The organism is Shouchella patagoniensis, from assembly GCF_002019705.1.
Taxonomy (GTDB): domain Bacteria; phylum Bacillota; class Bacilli; order Bacillales; family Bacillaceae_D; genus Shouchella; species Shouchella patagoniensis.
This window is the reverse complement of sequence record NZ_KV917377.1, coordinates 59,957-81,662: the sequence shown is the minus strand read 5'-3', so window position 1 is coordinate 81,662 and position 21,706 is coordinate 59,957. Positions and strand designations below refer to the sequence as shown.

At 38.3% G+C, this 21,706-nt stretch carries 21 protein-coding genes and 2 riboswitches; of the genes, 8 read left to right on the top strand and 13 right to left on the bottom strand.

Annotated features, from left to right (window positions below; translation table 11 throughout):
- Window positions 1–30: 30 nt before the first annotated feature.
- Window positions 31–1,926, bottom strand: coding sequence for a PrkA family serine protein kinase (locus tag BK584_RS00555; protein WP_078390778.1), 1,896 nt, complete (start codon window positions 1,924–1,926; stop codon window positions 31–33).
- Between the two features lie 152 nt (window positions 1,927–2,078).
- On the opposite strand from BK584_RS00555, the gene BK584_RS00550 reads away from it, so the two are divergent.
- The 3 genes from BK584_RS00550 to BK584_RS00540 all read left to right on the top strand — a co-directional run bounded on the left by BK584_RS00550 (window position 2,079) and on the right by BK584_RS00540 (window position 5,120).
- Complete coding sequence (locus BK584_RS00550; RefSeq protein ID WP_078390777.1) at window positions 2,079–3,920, top strand: transglycosylase domain-containing protein; 1,842 nt, start codon at window positions 2,079–2,081, stop codon at window positions 3,918–3,920.
- A gap of 285 nt (window positions 3,921–4,205) precedes the next feature.
- The gene (locus BK584_RS00545) at window positions 4,206–4,520 is read left to right on the top strand and encodes an antibiotic biosynthesis monooxygenase family protein (protein WP_078390776.1); all 315 of its coding nucleotides are present in this window, start codon (window positions 4,206–4,208) and stop codon (window positions 4,518–4,520) included.
- Between the two features lie 42 nt (window positions 4,521–4,562).
- On the top strand, window positions 4,563–5,120 hold the full coding sequence (locus BK584_RS00540) for a DUF5366 family protein (RefSeq protein ID WP_078390775.1): 558 nt from the start codon (window positions 4,563–4,565) through the stop codon (window positions 5,118–5,120).
- An 11-nt stretch (window positions 5,121–5,131) separates the two neighbouring features.
- Here the strand turns inward: BK584_RS00540 and trmL are convergent, their stop codons facing one another.
- Both trmL and BK584_RS00530 read right to left on the bottom strand, forming a co-directional pair.
- Entirely contained in the window at window positions 5,132–5,605 is a 474-nt protein-coding gene (gene trmL, locus BK584_RS00535; protein WP_078390774.1) for a tRNA (uridine(34)/cytosine(34)/5-carboxymethylaminomethyluridine(34)-2'-O)-methyltransferase TrmL, read from the bottom strand.
- A 341-nt stretch (window positions 5,606–5,946) separates the two neighbouring features.
- A complete protein-coding gene (locus tag BK584_RS00530; RefSeq protein ID WP_078390773.1) occupies window positions 5,947–6,837 on the bottom strand; it encodes an amidase domain-containing protein in 891 nt (296 codons plus the stop codon).
- A gap of 91 nt (window positions 6,838–6,928) precedes the next feature.
- Here BK584_RS00530 and BK584_RS00525 point away from each other — a divergent pair, with 91 nt between their 5' ends.
- Window positions 6,929–7,393: a GNAT family N-acetyltransferase gene (locus BK584_RS00525; protein ID WP_078390772.1), complete on the top strand. Its 465-nt coding sequence runs from the start codon at window positions 6,929–6,931 to the stop codon at window positions 7,391–7,393.
- Between the two features lie 17 nt (window positions 7,394–7,410).
- Here BK584_RS00525 and BK584_RS00520 read toward each other — a convergent pair whose 3' ends face one another.
- Both BK584_RS00520 and queG read right to left on the bottom strand, forming a co-directional pair.
- Window positions 7,411–7,935, bottom strand: coding sequence for a methylated-DNA--[protein]-cysteine S-methyltransferase (locus tag BK584_RS00520; RefSeq protein ID WP_078390771.1), 525 nt, complete (start codon window positions 7,933–7,935; stop codon window positions 7,411–7,413).
- Window positions 7,936–7,958: 23 nt separating this feature from the next.
- Entirely contained in the window at window positions 7,959–9,104 is a 1,146-nt protein-coding gene (queG, locus tag BK584_RS00515) for a tRNA epoxyqueuosine(34) reductase QueG (RefSeq protein ID WP_078390770.1), read from the bottom strand.
- A 91-nt stretch (window positions 9,105–9,195) separates the two neighbouring features.
- Here queG and BK584_RS00510 point away from each other — a divergent pair, with 91 nt between their 5' ends.
- The gene (locus BK584_RS00510) at window positions 9,196–9,735 is read left to right on the top strand and encodes a hypothetical protein (protein WP_078390769.1); all 540 of its coding nucleotides are present in this window, start codon (window positions 9,196–9,198) and stop codon (window positions 9,733–9,735) included.
- 65 nt (window positions 9,736–9,800) lie between these two features.
- Window positions 9,801–10,262: a Dps family protein gene (locus tag BK584_RS00505; RefSeq protein ID WP_078390768.1), complete on the top strand. Its 462-nt coding sequence runs from the start codon at window positions 9,801–9,803 to the stop codon at window positions 10,260–10,262.
- A gap of 35 nt (window positions 10,263–10,297) precedes the next feature.
- Here BK584_RS00505 and BK584_RS00500 read toward each other — a convergent pair whose 3' ends face one another.
- The 7 genes from BK584_RS00500 to BK584_RS00470 form a co-directional block, all read right to left on the bottom strand.
- Window positions 10,298–11,347: a M42 family metallopeptidase gene (locus BK584_RS00500; RefSeq protein WP_078390767.1), complete on the bottom strand. Its 1,050-nt coding sequence runs from the start codon at window positions 11,345–11,347 to the stop codon at window positions 10,298–10,300.
- 68 nt (window positions 11,348–11,415) lie between these two features.
- The gene (locus BK584_RS00495) at window positions 11,416–12,162 is read right to left on the bottom strand and encodes a hypothetical protein (RefSeq protein ID WP_078390766.1); all 747 of its coding nucleotides are present in this window, start codon (window positions 12,160–12,162) and stop codon (window positions 11,416–11,418) included.
- A complete protein-coding gene (locus tag BK584_RS00490; RefSeq protein WP_169870956.1) occupies window positions 12,159–12,857 on the bottom strand; it encodes an ATP-binding cassette domain-containing protein in 699 nt (232 codons plus the stop codon). The genes BK584_RS00495 and BK584_RS00490 overlap by 4 nt, the downstream gene beginning before the upstream one ends.
- Window positions 12,854–13,222 carry a GntR family transcriptional regulator gene (locus BK584_RS00485; protein ID WP_078395308.1) on the bottom strand — a complete coding sequence of 123 codons (369 nt, stop codon included), beginning with the start codon at window positions 13,220–13,222 and terminating at the stop codon, window positions 12,854–12,856. The genes BK584_RS00490 and BK584_RS00485 overlap by 4 nt, the downstream gene beginning before the upstream one ends.
- 66 nt (window positions 13,223–13,288) lie before the next feature.
- A complete protein-coding gene (locus tag BK584_RS00480) occupies window positions 13,289–14,050 on the bottom strand; it encodes an ABC transporter permease (protein ID WP_078390764.1) in 762 nt (253 codons plus the stop codon).
- Window positions 14,047–14,973, bottom strand: a complete 927-nt coding sequence (locus tag BK584_RS00475) for an ABC transporter ATP-binding protein (protein ID WP_078390763.1) — start codon at window positions 14,971–14,973, stop codon at window positions 14,047–14,049. The genes BK584_RS00480 and BK584_RS00475 overlap by 4 nt, the downstream gene beginning before the upstream one ends.
- 159 nt (window positions 14,974–15,132) lie before the next feature.
- Window positions 15,133–16,542: an NAD-dependent succinate-semialdehyde dehydrogenase gene (locus BK584_RS00470; protein WP_078390762.1), complete on the bottom strand. Its 1,410-nt coding sequence runs from the start codon at window positions 16,540–16,542 to the stop codon at window positions 15,133–15,135.
- A gap of 182 nt (window positions 16,543–16,724) precedes the next feature.
- On the opposite strand from BK584_RS00470, the gene BK584_RS00465 reads away from it, so the two are divergent.
- Window positions 16,725–17,249: a DUF8052 family protein gene (locus tag BK584_RS00465; protein ID WP_078390761.1), complete on the top strand. Its 525-nt coding sequence runs from the start codon at window positions 16,725–16,727 to the stop codon at window positions 17,247–17,249.
- The gene (locus tag BK584_RS00460) at window positions 17,246–18,871 is read left to right on the top strand and encodes a carbon starvation CstA family protein (RefSeq protein ID WP_078390760.1); all 1,626 of its coding nucleotides are present in this window, start codon (window positions 17,246–17,248) and stop codon (window positions 18,869–18,871) included. The genes BK584_RS00465 and BK584_RS00460 overlap by 4 nt, the downstream gene beginning before the upstream one ends.
- 30 nt (window positions 18,872–18,901) lie before the next feature.
- On the opposite strand, the gene metE is transcribed toward BK584_RS00460, so the two are convergent.
- Window positions 18,902–21,190, bottom strand: a complete 2,289-nt coding sequence (gene metE / locus BK584_RS00455) for a 5-methyltetrahydropteroyltriglutamate--homocysteine S-methyltransferase (RefSeq protein ID WP_078395306.1) — start codon at window positions 21,188–21,190, stop codon at window positions 18,902–18,904.
- 147 nt (window positions 21,191–21,337) lie between these two features.
- A riboswitch (cobalamin riboswitch) is annotated at window positions 21,338–21,472 on the bottom strand.
- 58 nt (window positions 21,473–21,530) lie between these two features.
- Window positions 21,531–21,631: riboswitch (SAM riboswitch) on the bottom strand.
- Window positions 21,632–21,706 lie beyond the last annotated feature (75 nt).

Sequence of the window (21,706 nt, the reverse complement as noted above, 5' to 3'; positions counted from 1 at the left end):
TCTACCGTGGGGATAGAGGATTTTACATACTTATCTATTTAATAAAGAACCAACATAACGGAGCAATTCATTCGCTGAAACTGAATTATAGCCATGCTCGTCAATTAAGCGTGCAATTACATCGTTCATTTTTTTCAATTGTGATTCATCCGGCGTTTTCACAGACGTTGTTATTTTTACAATATCTTTCAAATCAGCAAATAGCTTCTTTTGAATCGCTTCACGTAATCTTTCATGGGAATTATACTCGAACTTTTTGCCTTTTCGTGCATATGCAGAGATACGAATTAAAATTTCTTCTCGGAAAGCTTTTTTTGCATTTTCAGATATCCCTATTTGTTCCTCTATTGACCGCATTAACTTTTCATCCGGAGACATCTCATCTCCTGTAAGAGGATCACGGAGTTTGTTTTTATTGCAAAATGCCTCAACATTGTCCAAATAATTATCCATCAATGTTTTAGCCGATTCTTCGTAAGAGTAGACAAATGCTTTTTGAACCTCTTCTTTTGCAATCAAATCATACTCTTTTCGTGCTACAGTGATGTAATCTGTATATCGCTCTTTATCCTCTTTAGAAATGGAGGCATGTTGATCGAGCCCCTCTTTGATAGACCTTAAAACATCAAGCGCTGAAATAGATGTTAATTGTTTCCGGATTATTGCTGATGAAATTCGGTTTATTACATAACGAGGATCAATTCCACTCATGCCTTCATCACTAAACTCTGATTGAAGTTCTTTTAAATCCTGGCTATTAAACCCTTCAACTGACTCGCCATCATAAAGTTTCATCTTCTTCACTAAATCAATACCCGCTTTATGCGTTTCTTTCAACCGGGTTAAAATCGTAAATATAGCAGCCACTTTTAAAGCGTGGGGAGCGATGTGCACATTAGCTAAATCACTTTCAGAAATCATTTTCTTATAAATGCGTTCTTCTTCAGAGACTTTTAAATTATAAGGTACTTTCATAACAATTATTCGAGAATGGAGCGCTTCATTTTTTTTATTCGAAATAAACGATTTGTATTCTGACTCATTCGTATGAGCAAGAATAAGCTCATCCGCTGAAATAAGTGCAAATCGACCGGCTTTAAAATTACCTTCTTGCGTCAACGACAGTAAATGCCAAAGAAATTTTTCGTCACACTTTAGCATTTCTTGAAATTCCATCATACCTCGGTTCGCTTTATTCAATTCGCCATCAAATCGGTATGCTCGTGGATCCGATTCAGAGCCAAATTCAGCAATCGTTGAAAAGTCGATACTGCCCGTAAGATCAGCAATATCCTGTGACTTGGGATCAGAAGGTGAAAAAGTACCTATCCCAGTTCGCTTATCTTCAGAAAAAAAGATTCTTTCTACTTGAACATCTTCAATCCGTCCACCGTATTCTTGCTCAAGTCGCATCATATTTAAAGGAGATAAGTTCCCTTCAATTCGAATACCATATTCCTTTTGGAAATCTTTCCTTAGATGAAGAGGAATTAAATGAAGCGGATCCTCATTCATCGGGCAACCTTTAATTGCATAAACAGCGCCTTTTTCAGTCCTAGAATAATCTTCAAGACCGCGTTTTAACATTGTTACTAAAGTCGATTTTCCACCACTAACAGGCCCCATTAATAAGAGAATTCGCTTACGCACGTCTAGTCGCTTAGCCGCAGAATGAAAATACTCTTCCACCAATTTTTCTAGCGACTCTTCTAGCCCATAAATCGATTCCTTAAAAAATGAATAACTTTTTTTGCCATTTGCTTCCTCCACTCCGGCGTCATTTATCATATTATACACACGCGAGTGAGCGGTCTGTGCTACCCAAGGCTTCTCTTTTAACAACTCCAAGTAATCAGCAAAAGTCCCTTCCCATTTCAAACGCTCTTCTTCATCGCGATATCGTTCGATTTTATCTAAAATACTCATTGTACGTTACCTCCATCCTCGTGTAAGCGAGATTAATTAACGTTATGCAGCTTTTGAAATGAACATGCTTCTTTTTATAAAAAGGTAGCGCTGTCCGTATTTTCAAAACAATGCTATACTGACTGTATGTTTAATAGAAAGCGAGTATTGCAATGCGAAAAATAACAGGCTGGTTTCTAGTGGGGCTTTTTGCAGTGCTAAGTGTCTTTATTTTTACTCAAGCAACTGCTGAAGTTGGAACTGTTCAATCGGTGAGTCAAGTTGTCAGTAACCACATTGATCGTGACGCACTTTACCTATCGTCAAATAGTACAATAACGGACGAAGATGGACGAGTAATTGCCGAAATATCTACTGGAACAAATCGTATTTATCTCCCTTATAAAGATATGCCCACATTAGCAATCGATGCTTTTGTTGCAACTGAAGATCGCCGTTTTTTTGACCACCACGGCTTTGATGCAACCGGTATTGCCAGAGCATTCTTTGCAAACCTAGACGAAGGTAGCATTGATCAGGGAGCAAGTACGATAACCCAACAAATGGTACGCAACATCTTTTTAGATCATTCACGCACATATGAGAGAAAGATTAGCGAACTTCTATATGCATACGAGTTAGAACAACAGTATACAAAAGAAGAGATTTTAGAACTTTACCTGAATTCCATTTTTTTTGGTAACAACGCTTATGGAATAGAAGCAGCAAGCCGTCTTTATTTCAGTGATTCAGCCAGTAACTTGTCGCTTGCCCAAATTGCTTTTTTAACAGCAATTCCTAATAATCCTACGGTTTATGATCCTCTTACAAACGAAGAAAATACGCATAAACGTAAAGAGTGGGTATTGCAGAAGATGGAAGAAGAAGGATTTATTAGTGCAAAGGAACACGTGAATGCGCTTAATGAATCATTAGAAGTCAACAGCACACGTTTGACGAATTCTTACCCTGACTATAGCGACTATATTACAAGTGAATTCTCAAACCTTGTTAGAGAACAAGATGGATTACATGATGCGACCAGTGCAGAGATGGACGAACGAATTACCGACCTTTTTAACCAAGGGATTACAATTGAAACAGCGCTCGACTCCAAGAGACAAGAACGTCTTGTTGATAGTTTCTACCGAGAGCTTCCTTTGGATGTACACGGAGCTGGAATTGTATTAGATAATAAAAATCAAACGATTGTGGCCATTAGCAACGGGCGTGAATATGAAAAAGGAAACTGGCAACATGCAACAGAGTCCTACCGTTCTCACGGATCAGCTTTTAAACCTTTGATTGATTATGCTCCTTTTATCGAAGAAACGGGGTCACCTTTATCAATGGTAGTAAATGGGAATCCAAATCCAAGTTGTACAGAAGAAGATCAAGGTGAAATTCTTGGCTGTGTACCGAATTACAATGACGTACTACCAGGGTCAGTCTCATTACGTGAAGCATTCAAGCACTCATATAATGTGCCTGCGCAATATTTGCTCGATCAAGTAGGTGTCGAAAAAGCGATTTCCTATCTCGAACCATTCCCATTTAGTAAAATGAATGATGAAGAGCGAGGATTGGCACTTGCATTAGGATCCATAGACGTTACTGTTTATGAAATGGCGCAAGCATATTCAGCTTTTGCACATGATGGTACATACCGACCTTCCAGAGGAATTACTGGAGTCTATAATGAACATGGTGACTTAATTTATCAGTGGCCAAAAGCAGAAGAAAAACAAATATGGAGCAAGGAAACAAATGAAAAAATGCGTGAGCTTTTAAGTGAAGTTATCCAAACGGGTACGGGCCGTTCTATCTCTTTAGATCAAGACGGGTTTATCGGCGGAAAAACGGGGACAACAAATAAATACCGTGACTTAGCTTTTTCTGGTTTGACTGATCGCTACACAGCTTCTGTCTGGGTTGGTAGAGACAGTGGATATGTGGAAGACTTGTCTCCTCAACGACCGGCAATGAATATTTGGGAAACCGCAGTGCGTGATTAAATAACAAAAAAACCGGTTTCCCGGTTTTCTCTTACTGCCTTTATCGTTTATGAGGGTTGTCCTCATAGCCTCCGGCAAAAATGGAGATCAAAAAGACGACGCAGACACTCATCATTAAAAACGTTCTCACTTTAAACTCCTCCTTGCACGGGCGTGACCGTTCTGTACTATTATATCCAATCATAGCTAGCTTGAAAAGGTATTACGAACAATTTTATGAAACGGTTTCATGAATCAACCATCGTTTCGCTACTATTGACTATAAATCATAAAAGGGGTTTTAGTATGTATATTGTTATGAATGAATTGCATGTACCAGCTGAACGTAAAAGTGATCTTAACGCTCGCTTTGAAAAAGCGGCTGATAACATGGCTAATGTACCTGGATGCATCGAATTTATGTTTCTTTCAAACGTCGATGAATCAAAAAAACAAGTCGTTTATACGAAGTGGGCTTCAAAACAAGATTATGAGAATTGGTTATCAAGTGATGCCTTTGGTCGTGCTCACGGAAATAAGAAAACAACTGACCAAAAACCAGCAGCAACGGGAAATGAGCTTCATGCTTATGAAGTCGTTCACAGCTATCCCAATAAATAAGTAAAAACTAGCAAAAAGCACTATAGTACATAGGAGAAGAAGATGAAAAATCAGTATTTAACGGGACATCTCCCACTTATAAGCATTTTACTTTTCAGTTTTTCCCTTAGCCTATTTGGACAAAGATTTGCTTTGAGTTGGCTCGAAGACAATGGAATCTTAACAGGCATGACTCAAATTTTGTCAGAAAATGAAATTCGCTTAGCCCTTATTGTCGTACTCCTGCTTCTTTTCTTTATGATTTTTTCCGCCTTAAAGTTACTAGCAGATACAATCAATTCTCTGTCACTTTTATTTTTCTCAAATGATGGCGAAGGTGCGCTTTGGCAGAAGATGCATGGAGGTGCCTGGATTTATTTTGGGGCAAGCATCCTATCCCTTATTACCAATCGGTTTCTTCTCATTATTGTTATCCTATTTATTGCAGCCTCGTTCGCATATTTATTAGTTGTCATTTATCGGATAGCGGAATCCCTTTCAATTCCAGGGTTGATTGGTTTTGTTTGTTTTCAACTGTTGTTTTGGGCAGCGTTCTTATTTACCATTATCTACTTTATATTCCGTCTCTATAATACGTTTGTTGCCAGCTTGCCGCTATAATTGCGGCTTTTTTATGTTAGAGCTGGGAATTGGCGTTGCCTTAATGCTTCGTAGATTACAATTGCTGCAGTGTTTGACAAGTTCAAGGATCGAATGGCATTTGTCTGTGGGATACGCAGACAATGATCTGCATGAGCTTCAACCACATCTTGAGGCAACCCTGTTGTTTCTTTTCCAAACACAAAAAAATAATCCTGGTCTACATTCGAATAATCAAAGTCTGAATAGTTTGCTGTTCCAATTGTTTCAATAAAGAAAAATTCCCCTTGTTTATGCTTCTCAAAAACCTCATCAAGACTATCGTAGTATTGAATATTCACACTTGGCCAATAATCACACCCCGCTCGCTTCAACATTTTATCATCTGTCGAGAAGCCAAGTGGTCGAACCAAGTGGAGCGTTGTATTTGTTCCTGCACAAGTTCGTGCAATATTTCCTGTATTTGCTGGTATTTCTGGTTGATATAAAACAATATGTAAACTCATGATACACCTCATATAATCATTTAAAATAACGTCATTATAGCACTATTACTCTTTTTTTCCTAGTTTACCTTAACAGCTATCTCTTTTTTTATTTATAAGAAAACATACAACTGACATAAGGGTGAATGTCACGATTCCAATAAGAAATAAATTAGTGCCTCTAGTAAATGCAGCAACAAAAGACATTAATAAAGCTCCGATCAAAAAAAGGTTTGCGATGAAAGCAACATTCATTTAGAGCACCTCCATTTAATGCACGTATTACTATACCATAAGACTGCTTTAAACATGGTCAAAAGGCTACACTACAAAAAGCCCAATAAGCTTTTTGCTTATTGGGTCTAATCAGTAACAATTCTAAAAAATTTATACTGAATATCCGGTGTATATGCTGGGGAGTTCTGATAAGTCCAATAACGCAACCGGCTATTAACTGTTTGTGCATTTACTAAGGGCTCATTGTGCCTATCTTTTGCCACGACAATTGCATTATGATCCCATTTACCAGAACCATTAAAATCATAACAAATGATATCACCAGGTATTAAATCGCTTGCCCGGTATTTCTCTTCTCCCCTTAATCCAGTTCTTGCTCCGCTTAAATACCACCTTAAAGAATGAGCAACAGACCAACTTAAACTCATTGATTTGTTATTTTCATACCACCACCCTCTTTGTTTACTTGATTTACTCGTCATGGGCGCTCCACCAGCTAGTAAACATTGTGATACAAAGTTGGTGCAATTATCTTCAAATTGTTTGAAATTAGGATTATAGTCATTCCACCACCTTTCTGCATAACGCACTGCACTCCTTCGATCATATTCGCCACGTGCAGACGAAACGAGCATTGGATTCTTTTTTACTTCCTCTTCCTTGTCCGGCACTTGCGTTTTAATCAATCGAACATCTTTCTGTAACTTATTTTTAACAAAAACAGCTCTTCGCCGAACAACTCGTTCTTCTACATAACTACTATCTTCTTGAGTAATTAATCGTTCTAACAACATCACATAATCAATTTGGGTCATTTGTTCATAAGTTGCAATCGAAATAATATCTCCCGAAATTTGAGAGCTAACAATGTTTGCATCTCGCTTTGCTAATTCTTTTTTTTCTAATAGCACTGCACCTGCTTCAACCTCTTCAAACATCGTCGGATCTCCGTTAAGATAGCTAATATTCATTAATCGGATATTCTCATGAAGTGCTTCAATTAATTTTCTTTTCATTTGCTTCTCCTTCCAATCAACATATAAATTATTGAATAAAAATTAAATAAGATGTATAATTAATCAAAACGAATCAAGGAGGCTTTCTAACATGATACGCCCCGCAACTGCCGCTGATGCGCATGAGCTTTATATAATGATTCAACAATCTTTTAAAAAATACGAAAAAGCAAATGTCCCTGCTTCCGCACTTACCGAAACAACGGCTTCATTAGAGAAGAAACTGTCGACAACTTTTCATGCATTTCTTTATGTTTCAAATGGACATGTAGTTGGTGTGTGTATGTATCAATTTATAAATGATGCTTGTCATTTTCATCGTTTATGTGTGGATTCTCAATATCAAGGCAAAGGAATTAGCAAAAAATTACTGCAACAACTCGAAGCATGTGCAATTGAGGAAGGCATTAAAGAATTATACTGCGAATCCCGCTTTTCTAATTGCAGTTATTATTTGCAACAAAATTACACGATTACTCATTACAATGAAGCAACTTCCCTTTACCAATTAAAAAAAATCCTTACCAATACAAAAAAAGCCTGGCAGTGTGCATAATTACCGCCAGGCTTCTTCTATGATATCTTTACTGCTGATTCTAGATTTAACAGAATCTCCTTATTCGTTAAACCGCCTCCGTAGCCAACCATTGCTCCATTAGAACCAATAACCCGGTGACAAGGAATTAGAATCGGCAATGGGTTTTGATTGTTTGCTCCTCCCACTGCACGGACAGCTTTCGGTGCGCCAATCGCTAAAGCGATATCTTTATACGTTCTTGTTTCTCCGTATCCAATCTTTCTAAGTTCATCCCATACCTTTCGTTGGAAAGGAGTCCCTATTAAGTCCATTTCAACATTAAATGCAATTCGTTTTCCATTAAAGTATTCTAATAGCTGCTCACATACGTCTAGGTCCTCACCTTCCTCTAAAAGAATCCATTCTGGTCGGATGCCTGATTTAGCAAGCTTTGCCGTTACATGTGCTTTTTTAAGTTTCCCAAAATGAACTTGGCACACACCAATGCCCGTTGCGAGGATTGTCAACAACCCGATCGGGGTTTCCATTTCCTTTACATAAAATCGTGTTAACGAACTCATGCTTTCCCCTCTTCCTCTATTTATTAAATTCTGCTGTTTTTAAGCAGCAGAAGACCTTTTGTGATTTCATCCAACACCAATTGATCTGCTTCTTTTTCTTTCGCTCTTAACAGGACTTTTTCCTCTTTTTCAGTCGTGCCTATCTTTCCGATAGCCCACGCCGCCGTTCCTCGAATAACAGGACGAGGATCTTTTTGTAACAGTTCAAAGAGCTTTGGTAACGCACTCTCTTCTTTAAAGTGAGCAAGTGCAATGATTGCATTACGCTGAATTGGCTTTTTCCCTCTCCATGAACCTGCCATATGGCCAAACTCTGCTTTAAATTCTTTGTTACTCATCGACAAAAGCGGAAGGAGCAATGGTTTTGCTTTCTCATTATCCGGCTCCATGTCCTCATGTCGATGACTATCTATTTTTTTATTATATGGGCAAACAAGCTGACAGGTGTCCCATCCATATAAATGATTTCCGATTTTTTCTCGGTATTCGTCTGGCATAAAGTCCTTTGTTTGCGTTTGGTATGAAAGACACGCTTGCGCATTTAACACTCCTGGCTCAACAAGAGCACCGGTCGGGCAAGCATCAAGACACTTCGTGCAAGTACCGCATAAATCTTCAAGTGGTTCATCTGTTGGAAATGGGATCGTTGTGAGTAGATTACCTAAAAACACGTAACTGCCTTGTTCAGGCGTAATAATGAACGTATTTTTAGCGCTCCACCCAATTCCTGCTCGCTCCGCCACGGCTCGATCTGATAAAGCCCCAGTATCGACCATGCGAACCGTTGCTTGGGGTCCACACTTCTCTGTTAAGAACTCTTCAATTTTTGATAATCGCTTATTTAATGCAGTATGGTAATCTACTCCCCATGACGACCTTGAAAACATTCCTCTTCGTTTACCCGGTTCACTTTTAGGCGCATTTATCATACGAGATGGATAAGCAACCGCAATGGAAATAATTGTCCGAACTTCAGGAAGGCTTTTATTAGGATCAATCCGTTCCTCTATATTTGGGTGTTCAAAGCCAGAAGCGTACCCCTTTTCTTGTTGAGCTACCAGCCTATCTTTTAATGATAAAAACGGATCTGCTGAAGCAATTCCTAATTTATCAATGCCCACTTCTTTACTATACTCAAGCAACTCTTCCTTTAACTCGGCATAATTCATGCCTTTATCACCTTTTCTAAAACCACATTGTTGATTTCCATTAGCCAAATAGCCATAATAAGAATGCAAAATGATTCTTAAGGAGGCTACTATGCCACTTGGTTTACTTTATACTCATCATATCGAAATTAGCGAATCATCACAAATGTTAAAAGGGCGTTTGCAATTTTTTCAAGAGCTGCTTCATTTTGACTTACTGGATCAGCCTTTAGATGACTTTGTTCAACAAGATCATTACAATCCGTCAAACTCTAAACATGAGCTACACCATAAACAGATTCTTACCGCCATTAAAGAGGAACGTTACTTTCAACCGGTTAACTCTGCAATTGATTTATGTCGTTTTTTTATGATGGAATATAAAGTCCCTATTACATTCCATGATTTAAAACAAGTAAATCTTCCTCTTACCTTTGAAAACGATCATGTTTATGATCAAACGGGAAAGATTGCCTCTCCAAATGAATTTGCTACTCGTACACAAACAAACATGTCCACATCAGAAGGGGTCCATATTTTCTTCTTCCCAAAAAACTTCGACATTCAAAATGGTCTTGAACTACTTCAAGCTGCCGGGAAAATGTTCTGTCATGTCCATGGCGGAGAATTCAAGATAAAGATGCAGTCATAAACTTGGTTTAAGATGAACATGAAGGGGTATAGTAACAGTAGTAACCAGTTAGGGAGGAATACACCATGGCACAAGAAAAAATTCAAACCGTATTAAACAAACAAGTTGCAACGTGGAGTGTTCTGTATGTAAAACTCCACAATTATCATTGGTACGTAAAGGGACCACATTTTTTTACTTTACATGAGAAATTCGAAGAACTTTATAATGAAGCTGGGGAGACAGTCGATGAGCTTGCAGAACGACTATTAGCAATTAAAGGCCACCCAGTTGCAACAATGGATGAATACTTACAACATTCCATTATAAAAGAAGGTGACAAAACATTGTCTCCTGATGAGATGGTCAGTGATCTCGTTCGCGATTATGAAACGATCGCTCGCGAACTTAAGTCTGGGATTGATGTTTGCGGTTCACTTGAAGATGATGCGACAGAGGACATGCTAATCGGACTAAAAGAAACAATCGAAAAGCATACTTGGATGCTCAATGCTTACACAAAAGAAACGTCTGATGTACGCTCATAGTTTATAGAAAAAGCTGCCTTCTAAGGGCAGCTTTTTTAATGCTTCATCTCTGATAGCATGTATGTTTTAAGCAAATGGTATGTTGCTTCAAGTGAAGACTCATGCGTGCGTTCCATTGAATGAGAACCTTCAATTCCTGGACCTATGAGTCCGTGAACAATATCATGACCTGCTTTAATGGCAGCAGAAGCATCGGAACCATAATACGGATAAATATCAACTTTATATGGAATCTGATTTTGTTTACACAAATCAATTAGATGATTTCGCAAACCATAGTGATAAGGACCACTCGCATCTTTCACACAAATTGAGACCGTATATTCATCTGACTGTTGGCCATCACCTATTGCCCCCATATCGACTGCAAGATATTCGACAACATCTTTTGGTATATTGGCATTGCCTCCATAACCAATTTCCTCATTATTAGATATTAACACATGTGTTGTGTGGGCTGGAGTTATTCCATCTGCAATGAGTTGTTTAAACAATTGGAGTACAAGCGCCACGCTGGCTTTATCATCAAGATGGCGAGATTTAATAAATCCACCTTCAGTGTGTTCAAACCGAGGTGCAAAACTAATAAAATCGCCGACTTCGATCCCAAGATCACGTGTCTCTTTTGCTGATGTTACAGGAGCATCAATACGCACTTCAATATTTTGTTGGTTTCTCTCCGCCGTTTTTGCGTCTTTGTACACATGAACCGAGGATTGGTGCATAACGATTGTGCCACTAATTGAAGTTCCATCCGCTTTGTGAATGTCAACGTATTCGCCTTCAATTGAATTGAAAGCAAACCCACCTATTAAATCAATTTTAAGGCGTCCATTTGCTTTAATTTCTTTTGTAATTGCGCCGAGTGTGTCAACGTGGGCAGTTAACATTCTTTGCTTCACGTTATCCTTTCCTTCAATCGTCGCAAGTAAAGCACCTTTATGTGTTTTCATTGTTTGAATACCGGCTTTATTTAAGTCAGATTCTACAAAATCAATGACATCATGGGTAAAACCTGACGGACTTGGTATTTCAACTAATTTTTTTAATAGGGCTGTTGTTGCTTGAACATTTACATTCACCATTATAAACACATCACCTTCTTTATGAGCATTCCTCTATGATAGCGATATACGAAAGAAAAGACAAACATTCAAAGTTCCAGTTTCTTTACTGCGAATATGTACATTAGTCCATAAATGCTTAGGGCTAAAATAACATCAAAAATAAATTGAGAATGATTTACATCTAATACCAACCCTAAGATTGGTTCTGTTTCTACAGGTTCCTCAGTAGGATACAATTTAATATAGACATAGGGATATAGGATAAAGACAATGCTTGTGTAAATCATGACATAAAAAAATCTCCACATTGATTTTAATCCAAAAAAGAGTAAGCAACCAAACAGTATTTGCACAATCGCAACGAACGGCACAATAATTAGGCCCCATAAGTACTCCCAACTAAACTCATCAATTACACTAAACTCTCCAATGAATAGATCTTGGCGAAAAGAGTCATCCCCAGTCCAAAAAAGAAGTACGACTACCACACAGATCGCAACGATAAGCTGAAAATACTGCCAAATAAAAATAGCAATTACTTTGCTTATTAACTTAACATGCATCGATCCAGGATATAAATACCAATCAAATTGAGTACCCTTTCTCCATTCACGCCAGATTGATTCTATGATGATGGCCATAACACTTAGTAAGGAAAAGAAAAATAATAAGAATACAATTACTGAAAAATGAACCTCATCAAAAACCCCACCCCTTCTTAACTGAAGTAATTTAGTCAAAAGGGTCGCTACAATGAACATCATGAAAATAATCATATTTACTGGAAATAACAGTCGCAGATCTCTTTTTAAAAAGAATAAAAAAAGCTTCATTCCTTTCCCACCTCTGCAAACAACTCTTTTAATGATTGATTGTTTTTAAATCGCCATTCATCTAAATCATTAATAACGTCTGCATTATCTTTCTGAAGAAACATCACACCATCAGCAAGCATTTCCACATCTTCATACGCGTGAGTTGCTATTAAAATCATCCGATCTTCTTCTATAACAAAGTCAGTTAACATTCCAAGCATCGCTTTCTTTTTTGTTGTATCTAGGTTAGCTAATACTTCATCAATAAAAATGAATGGTTTTGGGCTTGCAATCGCGACAATTAATGAAAGCAAATGCCTTTGTCCTTTAGAGAGCACCCCCCACTTCGTTTGAAGCGGCAAGCCAATATGGGCACACATTTCTTTTGCTTGATTTAATTGAAATGTATCAAATAACACGGTGTGATCAGAAAGGATAGTTGCCGCTGTCTTATAAGGCTCAAAGCCACTTTCTTCTGATACATAGCTCGATATTTTTGTTCGTTCAAGCCTTGAACTTTTCTCATTTAGTTCAATTTGCCCTTTTCCGATTGGAGCCAATCCGGCGCATAATTTTAGAAAAGTCGATTTCCCGACACCATTCGCTCCTAAAAGTACAACAAACCGATTTTGATTTAACTCCGCATTTAAGTTTGCAAACACACGTTTACGACCATATTTTTTATCTATCCCTTTAATAGAAATCGTATTCAAGATTCTCCCGCCTCCCTTAATGAACGTTTTAACGAATCAACGATTGCTTCATCGGAGAATCCAAGTTTCCTCATGTATGTAATGAGAGCATCCATTTGGGCACCTGCAAGAGATTCTTTTAAATCTGTAATAATATCCATATCAGTTGTCACAAATGTACCTTGTCCCCTTTTTGAGAAAGTAACTTGTTCGCGATCCATTTCCATATACGCTCTAGAAACTGTATTTGGATTAACTTGTAAAAGTTGAGCTGTTTCTCTTACCGAGGGAAGTTTATCTCCTGGAATGAGTTCTCCACTGCAGATCCGTTGATAATAATAATCGGCAATTTGGGCGTAAATCGCTTTATTTGGATCAAATTGCATACTCAATAGCGATAGCCCCCTTTCTTAAACCAATAAGCCAGACGTATAAAACGCCTGGCTTCTTTATTAAAGCACATCTCTCTTTTGAAAGACAATATGGGCAATCAGAAGAAACAAAGCAATATGGGCAAATAGAAATCCGAGGGACGCCCACATACTTTCAAAAGGTCCTGGCATCATCCCAATTTGATGGTAATTATTAAAGAAGTCAATATGAGTTAAAACAATCCACTTTGACCACTCATATCTTATAATAAACATTTGTAGCAAGCTCCCAAAAAACATTGGTGCAAATGTGATGACTATGGTTAAAGCAGTGCTCTTTGTTGTAACAGCAATAAGTGTCGCTAAAGCCATGTAGAAGAGCATTGTTGGCAATTGATATGCACCCATTGAGAACATATCATTCAGTATAGTCGTAGCGCTTGTGCCATCGCTTGTAAAAACGAGCAGTCCTACTGCTGTCGTAATTCCAATTAATAAAAAGAAAAGCAGTGTTGAAAATAAAGCATTTCCAAGCCATTTACTTGCAAGAAGGGTGGAGCGTGAAGCAGGTCGAATTAATAATTGTTTAATTGTACCGTTCACATGCTCACCCGCAATAGCCCCAGCAATTAAAATAACACCGTATATCATAACAAACATTGGAAATAAAAAGACGCTAACTTCTGCAAACCCTTGTGCTGTGATGGCATCACTCATGTTGAATTGTGCAAACAACGATATGCCAACACTACCAGCAACTAGGATAAGCATGATGAAGCTAAAAAGCCACATCTTTCTTCCGTACCATGACTTCAACCATTCATTATGTAGCAATCCAATCATGATGCATTTTCCTCCTTCTCTTCTGTAAGTGAAAAGTATGTGTCTTCAAGTTTATTTTTATATGATATTCCGTACACCTGGACATTTGCATGAACGAGATCAGCTACCATATTAGGCACATGATTATACGGCTGCTTTTCTAACTCAAGGGTATCTTCTTTTTCATAAACCATTCCATACGATGTTAATACTTCAACCGCTTCGCTAATTGGTTCAGCCTTAATACGAACATTTACGAGCATTTCCACATCACTTTCATGATCTTTCATAGCGATTTCTTCTACAACTTCACCAGATTTAATTACAATTGCTCTATCACACAATACTTCAATCTCATTTAATTGGTGACTTGAAACTAGTAATGTGACACCATCTTCTTTTGCTAATCGTTGCAAATAATGACGCAAATCACGAATTCCTTTTGGATCAAGTCCATTTGTTGGTTCATCTAAAATGAGTACAGATGGTTTATGAAGCAAGGACACGGCAATACCAAGACGTTGCTTCATTCCTAAAGAGTAAGATTTTACTTTTTTCTTCATCGCATGCTCAAGTTCAACAAGTGCCACCACTTCTTTTATTCTTTCTTTCGTAACACCGTTAACACTCATTCTAGCAAAATGTTCAAGATTTTGTTCTCCAGTTAAATAGCCATATAAATCAGGATCCTCAACAATTGCCCCAATCTTAGAAATCGCTTCTTTTCGCTCTGAAGTCACCGAATTTCCTTCAATGTAAATGTCACCTGATTCAGGAGAAATTAACGAGACAATCATGCGAATAGTCGTTGTTTTACCAGAGCCATTAGGGCCTAAAAATCCATAAATTTCTCCTCTTCTTAATTGAAACGACATGTTTTTAATAACATGGTTCTTACCAAGTGTTTTGTTTACATTCGCCACTCTTAATGGATAGTTTGTCATCTTCTCTCCTCTTTCTATCAATATCAGTGTTCTACTTAAATAGTACACTAGAACTTAAATCAATTGCAAGAGGGAATTAAATGAATATCCTTATATACCATAAATAACCATTTTCTTGTCTATAAAAAAATCGCGCCTTTTAAAGACGCGATTCTTTTTTTATAATTTAAAAGAAACGTATTTGCTTTCAAGAAACTCCTCCAAACCTGCTTTTCCGCCCTCTCTGCCAATTCCACTTTGTTTAAAACCACCAAAAGGAGCTTGAGCTGCTGATGGTCCACCATCATTTAAACCAACGATTCCATATTCAAGTTTTTCTGTCACTCTAAGGGCTTGATTGATATCCTTCGTGAACACATAGGCTGCTAACCCAAAAATTGTGTCATTTGCACGCTCAATCACTTCTTCTTCCGTTTTAAATGTTGTAATTGGAGCTAGGGGACCAAACGTTTCCTCTGTCATACAGGCCATTTCATCGGTTACATTGGCTAGAACCGTTGGCGTTAAGAACAAACCATTTCTACTTGTTCCACCAGTTATAACCTCTGCCCCTTTTTCTTTTGCATCATTAATATGAGCAACTACTTTCTCGACTGCATCTTCATCAATCATTGGTCCGATATCTGTATCTTCTTCTAATCCATTACCAACTTTTAACTCTTTCACAGCTGTTTTCATTTTCTTTGTGAACTCGTCGACAATGGACTCGTGAACGTAGATTCGGTTTGCACATACACAGGTTTGTCCTCCGTTACGAAATTTAGAGGCAATCGTATCTTCTACAGCCCGATCAATGTCAGCGTCTTTAAAAACAAGTACTGGCGCATGCCCCCCTAATTCTAATGAGATCTTTTTCACCGTATCGGCCGCTCCACTCATTAACTTTCTGCCCACCTCTGTGGAGCCTGTAAACGTCAGTTTGCGTACACGTTTATCGTCTTGCCAAGCTTTTGAAATTTCACTCGTTGATCCAACAACAACATTAATAACCCCTTTTGGAATTTCTGCTTGTTCTGCAAGTTCAGCTAGCTTTAACGCAGTAAGTGGTGTTTGCGAAGCAGGTTTAATCACTGTTGTACAACCAACAGCAAGAGCTGGTGCTACTTTTCTCGTAATCATCGCAGCTGGAAAATTCCATGGAGTAATAGCTGCTACAACACCAACTGGTTGTTTAATCACATACATTCTCTTATTAGCAGAAGCGGCGGGTATTGTCTCTCCATAAGCTCGCTTTCCTTCTTCTGCATACCACTTGATAAATGAATTTGCGTACCCAATCTCTCCCCTTGACTCATTAATTGATTTACCTTGTTCTTTCGTCATCGTTTGAGCCAACTCTTCTGTATGTTCTTCTATTAAGCGGAACCACGCTTCTAATTTTTCACTTCGTTCATATGCTGATAGTGCTGACCAACCTGGTAACGCCTCTTGAGCTGCTGTCACTGCGACTTCAGCATCACTTTTTCCCCCTTTTGGCACTGTGTCTACTACTTCTCCTGTCGCGGGATTAGTCACTTCAAATCTATCCAGTTTATCCCCAATCCATTTACCGTTAATATACAAATTCACTTCAAATCACTCCACTTTCTTTGTTTGTTTCCTATCTAATTCCCTATCTGTTTATTTTAAAACGGTGCACCTTACGCCATTGTTATGATGTAAATGGACAGAAAGTATTGATCTATTATTTTCTAACAATTATAATAAAAGACACGCGTTGTAAGCGCTCCCACCAATAAGGAGGTGTTATCGTGAGAGCTGACCAATTTATACGTTCATTTGAGAACAAACTTAAACACCAATTTAATGTCTACACAAAAGACGATCTCGGTAGTATACCCTTACGATTTAGCGCTCATTATTATCGTAAAGATGAACGTTATATGATGACAAAAGATATCACTATTTGGAGCGTAGAAAATAACCAACATTTTTTCTTATATGAAACAACTCAAGCTACAGAATCAGAATTCGAACAATTCAAACAAGAATTAGATGCGTATATTTGCAGGCACTGTGCAACTACACCATCTCATATGTCATCTATCTATATTGGGCTGTTCTTTGTCACACAAACCCCAAACCCTAGTTTAATCAAAAAAGCAAAACGATCCCGTAAAGTATCATTCATTAAATGGGGGATTCATGGCTGGTACGAGCGTTACATTGGTATACTCTCCCTAGACTCAATGGATATACATATGAATCGAAAAGGGAGACCTTTTATTCAACCATTTATAGAACCATTAAAATCTAAAAACGAGGTGAATTCATGAATTTTGTCACTCTGATGCTCATTTGTGGGGTAATATTAATCATTGCTTATTTTACGTACGGAAAATACTTAGAAAGGCGTTTAAAAATTGATGGATCAAGAGTTACACCTGCACATACGCTTTATGATGGAAAAGAATATATACCAACCAAAACACCAGTATTAATTGGCCACCATTTTACAACGATCGCTGGGGGTGGGCCAATCACTGGTCCTATTGCCGCCATTGTCTTTGGCTGGCTGCCTGCAGTGTTATGGATTATAATAGGTAGTATTTTTGTGGGTGGTACACATGACTATGCATCCTTACAAGCTTCCGTTCGGCATAAAGCAAAATCAATTGGAGAAGTCATAAAGGAATACATGGGGCGACGAGGACAGCTAATGTTTCTATCTTTTTCGATTGCAACATTGATTTTAATTGTCGGAGTTTTCGTTATTTTAGTTGCCAATACCTTTGTTTCTTTTCCTGGTGCTGCTACAGCATCATTGCTTTTTATTGCTGTAGCAATATTATTTGGAATTCTTATAAATCAAGTACGTATGAATCTTATATTAGCTACAACTTTAGGTTCTGTTGCTATGGCTCTCTCCATATGGATTGGTCTCTCTTTTCCAATTGAATTAAGTGCGACTTCATGGTCACTAATATTAATTGTTTATGCTTACTTGGCGTCCGTACTTCCAGTTTGGTTCCTCTTGCAACCACGTGATTATTTAAACTCATTTATGCTCTATTTCCTCATCGGTGGAGCCTTTCTCGGGTTGCTAATTGCAAGACCAACAATTGAAATGCCAGCATTTACAGGTTTTTATAATGAAACACTTGGTTTTTTATTTCCAATATTATTTATTACAATTGCCTGTGGAGCCATTTCAGGTTTTCACTCATTAGTATCATCCGGTACTACGTCAAAACAACTCGCAAATGAAAAAAGCGGTCGATTGGTTGCCTATGGCTCAATGCTATTTGAAGCATTTGTAGCGATTATTGCAATAGGTTCCGTTGCATATCTTACAATGGGTGAATTTTCTGCTCTAATGACTCAATTGAATGATCCTATTAGTGTCTTTTCCGTAGGAATCGGTTATTTTATGAGTACATGGGGTATGCCTGTCCAAGCTGGTGTTACATTTACAGCACTTGCAGCATCTGCTTTTCTAATGACCACACTTGATTCAGCTACACGTCTTATGCGCTATGCAGTTACCGAACTCGGAGAAAGCACAAATGTCTCATTTTTAACCAATAAACATATCGCAACAGTCCTCGGACTAATTGGTGCTGCAATACTAGCATTAACAGGTACATGGCAAACTGTATGGCCTTTGTTTGGGGCAGCAAATCAAATGTTAGGTGCCCTCGCCCTTTTAGCAGTTACACTTTGGCTAGTAAAAACAAAATCAAAAGCATTGTTTGTTATCATACCTATGATCTTTATGTTTATTGTGACAACAAGTGCTCTCCTCGTCATGTTGTATACAAATTTCATGTCCGAAAATTATTTATTAGCGATCGCTTCCTTTATTCTGTTCATAATGTGCGTATTTCTTGGAATTGAGGGCGCAAGGAGTATGACCAAACCAAGTAAGCCAACCGATTCAACAAACTTAAATGCCTAAAAAACAGGAGGGGCTAGCCCCTCCTGTTTTTTATTTATTAACTTCAATCTGTTGTCTTACTTTATTTGCTGCTTGTACCATTACTTTTAATGCTTCTACAGTTTCTGGCTCTTGTCTCGTTTTTAATCCACAATCAGGGTTAACCCAAAACAATCGTTGGTCAAGCACTTGTAATGCACGTTCGATGTTGCGCTCCATTTCTTCTTGAGCAGGAACACGCGGACTATGAATGTCATACACACCAAGGCCAATACCTTTGTCATAGGTGAAATCTTCAAACGAAGAAATCAATTCGCCATGGCTCCGGGACATCTCAATTGAAATTACATCTGCATCAAGTGCATCAATCGCTTCAATGATATCTTGGAAATCAGAATAACACATATGCGTATGGATTTGTGTTTCAGGCTGAACATGGTTAACAGTCAACTGGAAACCAATAACAGATTGATTTAAATAGGCATCCCATTTCGCTCGTTTAAGAGGCAACCCTTCTCTTAATGCTGGTTCATCTACTTGAATGACGCCAATGCCATTCTCCTCAAGCGCAAGCACTTCTTTTTTTAATGCAAGTGCAATTTGATTAACGACATCAGCTTCTGATACGTCAGTCCGTGGGAACGACCAATTATAAATTGTTACAGGACCCGTAAGCATCCCTTTAACAGGCTTTGTTGTTTTTGACTGTGCATATACAGTTTCTTTAACAGTCATTGCCTCTTTGAAATGAACGTCTCCGTATATAACTGGTGGCTTCACGCAACGAGATCCATAAGACTGAACCCAACCATTTGCGGTGAACTGGAATCCACCTAGCTTTTCTCCAAAAAATTCGACCATATCGGTTCGCTCGAATTCGCCATGCACCAGAACATCAAGTCCGATATCTTCTTGTATAGCAATCCACCGGTCCATTTCATCTTGAATAAATTCCTCATATTCGCTATTTGAAATACGTTCTTTTCTCCAATCAAGTCGCTTTTTTCGTACTTCTTTCGTTTGTGGAAAACTCCCTATTGTCGTTGTTGGCAATAATGGCAATTGAAGTTTTTTTGTTTGTTTTTCATAACGAGTTTGCGCGTCTATGCCTCTGCTCGTATCTTCAGTTTTACTTACAGCCAATTCCTTTTGAACTGCCTTGTTATTTCGACTTTCTGACTGATCCAATCGTTCAATCGCCTGTTTGCTTTCTATTAGTATATTTGCATCTATTTCACTATTTTTAACGTTCGCAAGTGTTACAACTTCAGTTAGTTTTTCATTTGCAAAAGCGATTGCTTCTTTTAGCACTTTTGGCAAAGTCGATTCTACTTCAACCGATACTGGAACATGAAGCAAACTACAAGAAGGTTGCACGATTAGTCGGTCCGCTTCCACAAATTCCGTGATTGTCTCTAAATCTGCATAAGCTTTTGTTAAATCCTTCCGCCAAATGTTTCTACCGTCAATTATTCCTGCCGCCAGAATTTTCCCTGCTGGAAAACCTTGCTTTTTAATATTGTTTACTACATCTTCTTTTCCATGTACAAAATCGAGACCAAATCCCGAAACTGGAAGCTTAATTAATCGATCGTAATCGGAGACACTCTCAAAATATGTTTGCAACAATACATTGGCTTTAGGAGCTGCCTGCGCAAACGTTTGATAAACGCGCTCTAATACAGTCCAAACCTCCTCTGATACATCACCCGCTAATCCAGGTTCATCAACTTGAATGAGTGTTGCTCCCGCTTCAGCTAACTGGTTGAATACTTCTACATAAAGTGGAACTAAAGATGCTACATGTTGACTAAAATCTTTCTCCCCGTATTGTTTTGCTAATTGAACAAAACTAATCGGTCCAAGAAGTACCGGTTTACCATCAATTCCGAGTTCTGATTTTGCTTCCTCATAAAGACGAAGCCAGCGGTTATCGACAAGTTTCGGTTCTCGCGCATTTAATTCAGGTACAATATAGTGATAGTTTGTGTTATACCATTTTGTCATTTCTGCAGCTACTGCAGAATCTGTGCCTCTCGCAATTGCAAAATAAGTTTCATCGCTTACTTGCCCCCCCTCATATTCAAAACGAGACGGGACAAGACCAAATGCAACGGCTGTGTCAAGTACATGATCATAATAGCTAAAATCGCCAACCGGAATGTAATCAATACCCAATGTTTTTTGCGTATTCAAATACGATAACCGTAATTGTTTTTGTTCTTTTTGAAAATGGTCAATTGTTGTTTTACCTGACCAGAACGATTCTAAACTTCGCTTCCATTCTCGCTCCTTACCGATTCGAGGATACCCTAATGATGAACTTTTTGTTTTTGACATGCTCTCCACCCCTTTAATTGATGTACTCAACATAAAAAAATTCCCTCTTGTAAGAAAGGGAACCGGAAAATATACCAAAATAAGCATGCGTGATAAACACAGCATCTCTAAAGGCATCATTTCCGCTCCTCTCTAGATCCACGTAGAGCCAAGCAGAACAACCAGGCGGGTAATCTGACTTCACGATATCAATTCTCGTGTTACAGTGGCGGGACCGTCTTGGATTTGCACCAAGTTCCCCTCTTTTGCAGCTAAAGCTGCACCTGGCTGTACTATTCACATGTAGAAAAGCCCTTTTTTCTAAGAAAAAAGGGCTTTGTATGCAACATCTGCTGCTTACCCCTTATCTTCCAAAGTTCCCTTTGCTGGATTTAGCACCTTTTCAAATGAATGGTTGCTGAAGCTTCAATGGGCCAGTCCCTCCGCTTCTCTTTATAAAGAGTGTTTCCATATGTGTGAGTATTTCCACTACTTTAGCATGCAACAGAATGTCTGTCAAAACAAAAAAATAAAGAT

Bases quoted from the DNA above. Each gene is read 5' to 3' on its own strand.
- BK584_RS00540 (WP_078390775.1), top strand. From the start codon at position 4,563: ATGAAAAATCAGTATTTAACGGGACATCTCCCACTTATAAGCATTTTA.
- BK584_RS00475 (WP_078390763.1), bottom strand. From the start codon at position 14,973: ATGACAAACTATCCATTAAGAGTGGCGAATGTAAACAAAACACTTGGT.
- BK584_RS00495 (WP_078390766.1), bottom strand. From the start codon at position 12,162: ATGAAGCTTTTTTTATTCTTTTTAAAAAGAGATCTGCGACTGTTATTT.
- BK584_RS00550 (WP_078390777.1), top strand. From the start codon at position 2,079: ATGCGAAAAATAACAGGCTGGTTTCTAGTGGGGCTTTTTGCAGTGCTA.
- BK584_RS00500 (WP_078390767.1), bottom strand. From the start codon at position 11,347: ATGGTGAATGTAAATGTTCAAGCAACAACAGCCCTATTAAAAAAATTA.
- BK584_RS00555 (WP_078390778.1), bottom strand. From the start codon at position 1,926: ATGAGTATTTTAGATAAAATCGAACGATATCGCGATGAAGAAGAGCGT.
- BK584_RS00525 (WP_078390772.1), top strand. From the start codon at position 6,929: ATGATACGCCCCGCAACTGCCGCTGATGCGCATGAGCTTTATATAATG.
- queG (WP_078390770.1), bottom strand. From the start codon at position 9,104: ATGAATTATGCCGAGTTAAAGGAAGAGTTGCTTGAGTATAGTAAAGAA.
- metE (WP_078395306.1), bottom strand. From the start codon at position 21,190: ATGTCAAAAACAAAAAGTTCATCATTAGGGTATCCTCGAATCGGTAAG.
- BK584_RS00485 (WP_078395308.1), bottom strand. From the start codon at position 13,222: ATGCAATTTGATCCAAATAAAGCGATTTACGCCCAAATTGCCGATTAT.
- BK584_RS00505 (WP_078390768.1), top strand. From the start codon at position 9,801: ATGGCACAAGAAAAAATTCAAACCGTATTAAACAAACAAGTTGCAACG.
- BK584_RS00530 (WP_078390773.1), bottom strand. From the start codon at position 6,837: ATGAAAAGAAAATTAATTGAAGCACTTCATGAGAATATCCGATTAATG.
- BK584_RS00460 (WP_078390760.1), top strand. From the start codon at position 17,246: ATGAATTTTGTCACTCTGATGCTCATTTGTGGGGTAATATTAATCATT.
- BK584_RS00480 (WP_078390764.1), bottom strand. From the start codon at position 14,050: ATGATTGGATTGCTACATAATGAATGGTTGAAGTCATGGTACGGAAGA.
- BK584_RS00510 (WP_078390769.1), top strand. From the start codon at position 9,196: ATGCCACTTGGTTTACTTTATACTCATCATATCGAAATTAGCGAATCA.
- BK584_RS00545 (WP_078390776.1), top strand. From the start codon at position 4,206: ATGTATATTGTTATGAATGAATTGCATGTACCAGCTGAACGTAAAAGT.
- trmL (WP_078390774.1), bottom strand. From the start codon at position 5,605: ATGAGTTTACATATTGTTTTATATCAACCAGAAATACCAGCAAATACA.
- BK584_RS00520 (WP_078390771.1), bottom strand. From the start codon at position 7,935: ATGAGTTCGTTAACACGATTTTATGTAAAGGAAATGGAAACCCCGATC.